Source organism: Stenotrophomonas terrae, from assembly GCF_001431465.1.
Taxonomy (GTDB): Bacteria; Pseudomonadota; Gammaproteobacteria; order Xanthomonadales; family Xanthomonadaceae; genus Stenotrophomonas; species Stenotrophomonas terrae.
The window spans coordinates 72,264-79,034 of the sequence record NZ_LDJJ01000040.1 but is presented as its reverse complement, the minus strand read 5'-3'; the positions used below and the strand labels follow the sequence as shown (position 1 = coordinate 79,034).

General features: G+C 64.8%; 6 protein-coding genes. 4 read left to right on the top strand and 2 right to left on the bottom strand.

All coding sequences use genetic code 11. The features are described from left to right. A partial coding sequence (mpl, locus tag ABB27_RS12530; protein ID WP_057629128.1) for a UDP-N-acetylmuramate:L-alanyl-gamma-D-glutamyl-meso-diaminopimelate ligase occupies positions 1 to 965 on the top strand: 965 nt, incomplete at its 5' end. Between the two features lie 134 nt (positions 966 to 1,099). After that, positions 1,100 to 1,705, top strand: a complete 606-nt coding sequence (locus ABB27_RS12525) for an LON peptidase substrate-binding domain-containing protein (protein ID WP_425477540.1) — start codon at positions 1,100 to 1,102, stop codon at positions 1,703 to 1,705. Positions 1,706 to 2,201: 496 nt separating this feature from the next. On the opposite strand, the gene ABB27_RS12520 is transcribed toward ABB27_RS12525, so the two are convergent. After that, positions 2,202 to 4,199, bottom strand: a complete 1,998-nt coding sequence (locus ABB27_RS12520; protein ID WP_057629108.1) for a bifunctional DedA family/phosphatase PAP2 family protein — start codon at positions 4,197 to 4,199, stop codon at positions 2,202 to 2,204. Positions 4,200 to 4,324: 125 nt separating this feature from the next. On the opposite strand from ABB27_RS12520, the gene ABB27_RS12515 reads away from it, so the two are divergent. Beyond that, complete coding sequence (locus tag ABB27_RS12515; RefSeq protein WP_057629106.1) at positions 4,325 to 4,987, top strand: protein kinase family protein; 663 nt, start codon at positions 4,325 to 4,327, stop codon at positions 4,985 to 4,987. Between the two features lie 124 nt (positions 4,988 to 5,111). Here ABB27_RS12515 and ABB27_RS12510 read toward each other — a convergent pair whose 3' ends face one another. Further along, positions 5,112 to 5,786, bottom strand: a complete 675-nt coding sequence (locus ABB27_RS12510) for a hypothetical protein (RefSeq protein WP_152984559.1) — start codon at positions 5,784 to 5,786, stop codon at positions 5,112 to 5,114. A 142-nt stretch (positions 5,787 to 5,928) separates the two neighbouring features. Between ABB27_RS12510 and ABB27_RS12505 the strand changes: the two genes are divergently transcribed. Further along, a complete protein-coding gene (locus ABB27_RS12505; RefSeq protein WP_057629102.1) occupies positions 5,929 to 6,744 on the top strand; it encodes an SDR family oxidoreductase in 816 nt (271 codons plus the stop codon). The last annotated feature ends 27 nt before the right edge of the window (positions 6,745 to 6,771 follow it).

Here is a 6,771-nt window from a genome sequence, read left to right as displayed (position 1 = left end):
CTTCGGGGCACCTTCCCCCGGAGGGAGAAGGGGAGGACGTGTCGATCCTTTCGGATCGTCCGCTTTTTGTTGTGGAAGCCGATGAATACGACACCGCGTTTTTCGACAAGCGCAGCAAGTTCGTCCACTACCGGCCGCTGGTTGCCATCCTCAATAATCTGGAATTCGACCACGCCGATATCTTCCCCGACGTGGCCGCGATCCAGCGCCAGTTCCACCATCTGGTGCGTACCGTGCCGGGCCGTGGTCGCCTGATCGTCAACGGCGAAGACAAGCACCTGGCCGAAGTATTGGCGATGGGCTGCTGGACGCCGGTGGAACGCTTCGGCTTCGATCACTCGCTGGAATGGAGCGCTCGGCTGATCAATGCCGATGGCAGCGTCTTCGCGGTGCTGCATCGGGGTACCGAAGTGGCGACGGTGGAATGGTCGCTGCTGGGCCGGCACAACGTGCTCAATGGCCTGGCCGCGTTGGCCGCTGCGCACGCGGTTGGCGTTGATGTGGCCAGCGTCGCGCCTGCGTTAGCGGGCTTTCATAGCGTCAAGCGGCGCATGGAGGTCATCGGCCAGGCGCAGGGCGTGACCATCTATGACGACTTCGCCCATCACCCCACCGCCATCCACACCACGCTGGAAGGCCTGCGGGCAAAAGTGGGCGATGCCCGCATCGTGGTGGCGATGGAACCGCGCAGCAATTCGATGCGGCTGGGTGCGCATTCGCAGGCCCTGGCGCCGTCGTTGGATATCGCCGACGCCGTGGTGTTCCTGGCCCGGCCGGAGCTGCCCTGGGATGCGGCCAAGGTGATCAATGCGGTGCGCGGTGATGCACAGGCGGTCGCCGATACCGAGGCATTGCTGGTCAAACTCGGTGATGTCGCGCGTGCGGGCGACCACGTGGTGTTCATGTCCAACGGTGGTTTTGACGGCGCACCGCGGCGTTTCCTGGCGCAGTTGCAAGGCGGCTGATGTGCTGTGATTGAAGCCGGGTTGCGTGCAACCCGGCATTGCACTGCGTGCAGTGAAGCCGGCGATGAATTGTCGGCACAGTGCGGTGGAGTACCATCGGCACTGTCTGCCGAATAGCTGTAGTTGCCCGGATGATGCAATCGTCAAATCTTGCCCTGTTTCCCCTGCACGCGGTGTTGCTGCCCGGTGCGGCCTTGGGCCTGCGCGTATTCGAACCGCGCTACCTGGACCTGGTGCGCGAATGCGGCCGCAACGGCAGCAACTTCGGTGTCTGTCTGATACTTGAGGGTGAGGAAGTCGGCGCGCCGGCGACCCCGGCGGCCTGGGGCGTTGAAGCCGTTGTCGAAGATTTCGATGTGGGCGCTGACGGCGTGCTGGTATTGCGCCTGCGCGGTGCGCGGCGTTTCCATGTGGTGGCTACCCATGTGCGTGACAACGGTCAGGTAATGGCCGAAGTGGAATGGTGCGAGCGCGACAGCGACGACGAACTGCAGCCCGAACACGGTTTGCTTGGCACCTTGTTGGAACACATCCTGGAACAGGTTGGCGGCGAGTACGCTGCGGCCGGCCCGGCGCAGTTGGATCAGGCCGCATGGGTGGGCTGGCGGCTGGCCGAGTTGCTGCCCCTGCGCGAGACCCAACGCCTGCAGCTCCTGCAGGAAAGCGACCCGCGCGAGCGCCTGAATCGCCTGCTGGAATGGATCCCCGAATTCGATGTGCCGATCGAAGAAGATCTTTAGGGCAGCCTTGCTGGGCGCTGGTTGTTGGTGCTGTCGTGATTGCAGCTTGTAGGAGCGGCGTAAGCCGCGAAGCCGGGATGTTGCCAGCTGAGGTGCTCTGAGCTTGGTCAATTGTTGCCAGCTTCGCGGCTTACGCCGCTCCCACAATATTGTGATGGATTGCAAGGAAAGCCCCTGCCGAGCATGGCTCGGCACTACGCCCCCTCCCTTGCGCCGAAGGCGTAGGGGAGGGTTGGGGAGGGGTAGCTTCTGAAGCCTTCGCGTAGTGGGAGCTTCGCGGCTTACGCCGCTCCTACAGTGCGGTGATGGATTACAGGGAAAGCCCCTGCCGAGCATGGCTCGGCACTACGCCCCCTCCCTTGCGCCGGAGGCGGAGGGGAGGGTTGGGGAGGGGTAGCTTCTGAAGCCTTCGCGTAGTGGGAGCTTCGCGGCTTACGCCGCTCCTACAGTGCGGTGATGGATTACAGGGAAAGCCCCTGCCGAGCATGGCTCGGCACTACGTTTTTTCGCGGATCATCAACAATGGCAGGCCTGTCTCCGGCTGCACCTGCTGCTGGGTTTCCAGCCCGTCCAGCGATTGCTTGAGCGCGTCCAATGCCGGGTCAACACCGCGCAACGGCCGCCACATGCCAAACAGCTTCAGGTGTCGCTGGTAGCGCAGGGTTTGTGCGCTGCCCAGCCATACCGTGGTCTGCCCTGGTTGCAGGCGCGCCGAGGACGGCCATAGCCGCAGTGCATAGACTTCATCCGGGCGTTCACCTGGGTGCAACATCAGCAAGGCTTCGACATTGGTGTCCAGCGTGGCCGGCAGTACCGGTACCTGCTGCGGGGTGGCTTTCATGTCCAGCATCATCAAGGCTTCCTGCCAGCCGGCTTGCTTCTGCAGGGTCCAGCCGTTGCGCTCGAGCTGCTGCTGCAGCGCGGGCAGGGGCCCCGCCACCTGCACATCCAACGGCCAACGCTGGTCGTCATCGAAATCATTGCGCCGCGCTGGCAACTCGCGCCAGCCCTGTTGCCACCAGTGCGACGCATCCATCAAGGCTGGAGCCTCCGCTGCCGGTTCGAACTTGGCCAGTTTGGCCGGTACATTGCGCGGTGCATACCAGAGCCCGGCAATCAGGAACACGCCATAGAACAGCCAGGCGACCGGCTTCACCCAGAACGAACGATTGAAGCGGCGGCGGTAGGCGATGCCCAGCACCAGCAACCAGAACACGCCGAACAACATGCCGCCGATGACGTCACTGAGCCAGTGCGCGCCCAGATAGATGCGGGCAAAGCCAATCACGGTGACCACCGCGCCCGACAGCAGATACGGCCACACACGGGTACGGCCTGGCAGTTCGCGGCCGATCAACACCGCAAAGAAACCAAAGGTGATGGTGGCCATGGTCACTGCCACCGACGGGAAACCAAAGCCGCTGCTGGCAGCGGGCGGCCGCACCACATCGACGGTGGCACCCAGCAGCTTGGTCAGCGCCAGGCCGAAGGCCAGCGCCGCCAGCCAATGGAACACCGCCATCCAGCGCCGCCGCCAGGCCAGGTAACCCATGCCGGCTGCGATCGCCGGCAACAGCACCTGCCAGTCACCCAGTGAGGCCAGTGCCGCCATCGGGTAGTCCGCCAGCGGGTTGCGCAGGGCCAGCATCAGCCGGTGTACGGCCAGATCCAGGGCCAGCGGTTCGCCATGGCCCACCACCACCATCAACAGCACGAACCAGCCCCAGCCCAGCACCAGCAACATCAGCGCCAGCATTGCCAGAGGCACCGATTCGCGGCGCTTGGGATCGAATACGTCGGTCAGCCAGTGGCCGAGGAAATGCGGGTGACGGTGTGACCAGGCCAGCAGCCGCGCCAGCCAACCGTCCATGCGGGCCGCCGACCAGCGGTAGCTGTACAGCACGATGGCCCATACCAGCCCCAGCAAGGTGCCCAGCAGGGCCAGCACCACGAACAGGCGCCCGGCCACCGCCGCCACCGCATCGTAGGCCTGGCCCAGCGCCCAACCCGGCAGCAGGAACAACACCGCCCAGGACAGGCAGGCAAGGCCGCTGGCCTTGAGATAACTGCTGAAGCGCATGTTGGCCATGCCGGCAATGGCCGGCACGAAGGGCCGGATCGCGCCCACGTAGCGTGCGATCAGGATGCTCTTGAAGGCATTGCGGCGGAACATGACTTCGCCGCGGTCCAGCAGTTGCGGGTAGCGGCTGAACGGCCAGACGCCGCGAAGTCGGTCGCCCCAGCGGCGCCCCACCCAATAGCTCAGGCCATCGCCAGCAAAGGCGCCCAGGGTTGCGCAGACCACCGCATACGGGCCAGACAGCTCGCCCATGCCAATCAATACGCCCACGGCGATCATCAGCGGCAGTGCCGGCACGATGGCGCCGAGGATGATCACGGCATCACAGAAGGCAATGGCGAAGATCGCCAGGCCAGCAAGGATGGGATGGGCGGCGATCCACGCGAGCGTGGCGTCGATCCAGGAAGAATTCATCGGCAGATTATAAAGGGAAGCCCGAGTCAGACCGATGGCAGCGACGGAGGTTCAGTGGATCGGCGCTGCCCTTGTTCACTTGCGATGCCGGTCAATGAATGGCATGCGGGCACTAGAATGGCGCCATGACTGAATCTTCACCGGCTACTGCCGTTGCCCTGAAAGCTGACAGCTTCGGGCAGATCCTGCTGATGCAAGGCCCGCAGGGGCAATTTGTACGCCGCGACCTGGGCGCCACCCCGCTGTGGCTGCGACTGCCGGCCTGGTGGCTGGCACGGCGCGAGGCACGGGCGCTGGCCAAGCTCGATGGCATGGAGGCCACTCCGCGTCTGTTGGCCTGGGATGGGCATTGGCTGGACCGCAGCTATATGGAAGGCGCAGCCATGTACCAGCGTCCGCCGCACGGTGACCTGGCCTATTTCCGTGCCGCGCGGCGGCTGCTGCAGCGCGTGCATCGGCATGGCATCGCCCACAACGATCTGGCCAAGGAAGCCAACTGGCTGGTGCGCGAGGATGGTTCGCCGGCCTTGATCGATTTCCAGTTGGCGGTCTGCGGCAACCCGCGCTCGCGCTGGATGCGGCTGCTGGCGCGCGAGGACCTGCGCCACCTGCTCAAGCACAAGCGCATGTATTGCCGGCACGCCTTGACCCCGGTGGAGCTGCGCCTGCTCAAACGGCACTCGTGGGTGCGTGAGCTGTGGTTTGCCACCGGCAAGCCGGTATATCGCTTCGTTACCCGCCGCATCCTGCATTGGGAAGACAACGAGGGGCAGGGGCCGAAGCCCTAAGCGGCGCGCTGCGGGTGCGGGCCACGCCAATCATCCTGTTCCGCTGGCCTATCCTGCTCCGCGAGCGCAGCGCCCATCCATGGTGAACGGGCGCACGCAGGCACTGTCCATTGCTTGCCGCGGCTCAGTGCAGCTCCAGCAATTGTTTGCCTGTGAAGCTGCGCTTGCTGTCGAAGTCGTAGGCAATGGTCAGCTGGCCGTCATCGGCACAGGCATGGCAGCTGCGCAGCGGCGTGCTGTACAGCAGGCGCACACCGCCTTCGGGCAGGGCTTTGGTGCCGCTGGCAATGGCCGGGGCGAACGGACCGGAGTCCGGATGTTTGGCGCTGAACGCCTTGTAGGCATCGGAGGCGCGCGCTGCATCGTCGAGCACATCTTCATCCACGTCGATGGCCTGGCCGTTGGCATCCACCAGCCAGGTGCCCTCATTGGTATTGGCGCGGAACGGGAACTCCAGCGTGGCAACGCCGATGCCCTCAACGTTCTGCCAAGCGGTGACGTAACCGGGCTTGCCCTGCGCGGACAAGGTGCTGGCAGCGGCCAGCGCAGCCGGTGTGGCGCCGCCATCGCGCATTGCCTGCAGCAGGCAATTGTCGGCGGCGGTACTGCTGCGACAGGATTCGACCGAGCCCTGCCAGACCGCGTTGGGGCCGATATGGGCCGCAGCCTCGCCCACCCCGGTGGTCTGCGCGGTGACATCCTTGGCCGGCGGCAGCGTCTGCGCGGCCGGCTGGGGTTTCTGGCAGGCGGCCAGGGCCAGCACCAACAGTAGGGGAGAAGCTTGGAGCAGCGTTTTCATCGGGAATCCTTGCGCGATATTGCACCAGTATCGACATCGCGCATGAACACAAAATGTCGGCGATCAAGCGCCTTGCAGGACTGTGCGGAAGGGCCGGTATCGGCATAATGCCGATTGCTTTCTTACCGGTTCTGGAGTGCGCATGAGCAGCTTGCAAGGCAAGACCCTTTTCATCACCGGCGCTTCACGTGGTATCGGCCTGGCCATTGCCCTGCGCGCAGCGCGCGACGGTGCCAACGTCGCCATCGCAGCCAAGTCGGCGGTGCCCAACCCGAAGTTGCCGGGCACCATCCACAGCGCTGCTGCGGCGGTCAATGCCGCTGGTGGGCAGGGCCTGGCATTGAAGTGCGACATCCGCGAAGAAGAACAGGTCAATGCAGCGGTGGCAGCCACCGTTGATACCTTCGGTGGCATCGATATCCTGGTCAACAATGCCTCGGCCATCTGGTTGCGCGGCACACTGGAAACGCCGATGAAGCGTTTCGACCTGATGCAGCAGGTCAACGCACGCGGCAGTTTCCTGTGCGCACAGGCCTGCCTGCCGCACCTGCTGCAGGCGCCGAACCCGCATATCCTCACCTTGGCACCGCCGCCCAACCTGGACCCGAAGTGGTGGGCGCCGCATACCGGTTACACCCTGGCCAAGATGGGCATGAGTTTCGTCACCCTGGGCCTGGCCGCGGAGTTCGGCCCGCAGGGCGTGGCGGTGAACGCGCTGTGGCCGCGCACGGTGATCGCCACCGACGCGATCAACATGATTCCCGGCGTGGACGTGAGCGGCTGCCGCAAGCCGGAGATCATGGCCGATGCCGCGCACGCGGTGCTGACCCGCACGGCGGCCGGTTTCAGCGGGCAGTTCCTGCTGGATGACGAGGTGCTGGCCGAAGCAGGCATCACCGATTTGTCTGGCTACGCGATGGACCCGTCGCGTCCGTTGATGCCGGATCTGTTTCTCTGATTGCCTGGCCCCTTGCGCCGAACGCGC

Excerpts from the sequence above, each read along its gene's own strand:
- ABB27_RS12510 (WP_152984559.1), bottom strand. The coding sequence starts at position 5,786 with ATGAAAACGCTGCTCCAAGCTTCTCCCCTACTGTTGGTGCTGGCCCTG.
- ABB27_RS12505 (WP_057629102.1), top strand. The coding sequence starts at position 5,929 with ATGAGCAGCTTGCAAGGCAAGACCCTTTTCATCACCGGCGCTTCACGT.
- ABB27_RS12515 (WP_057629106.1), top strand. The coding sequence starts at position 4,325 with ATGACTGAATCTTCACCGGCTACTGCCGTTGCCCTGAAAGCTGACAGC.
- ABB27_RS12525 (WP_425477540.1), top strand. The coding sequence starts at position 1,100 with ATGCAATCGTCAAATCTTGCCCTGTTTCCCCTGCACGCGGTGTTGCTG.
- ABB27_RS12520 (WP_057629108.1), bottom strand. The coding sequence starts at position 4,199 with ATGAATTCTTCCTGGATCGACGCCACGCTCGCGTGGATCGCCGCCCAT.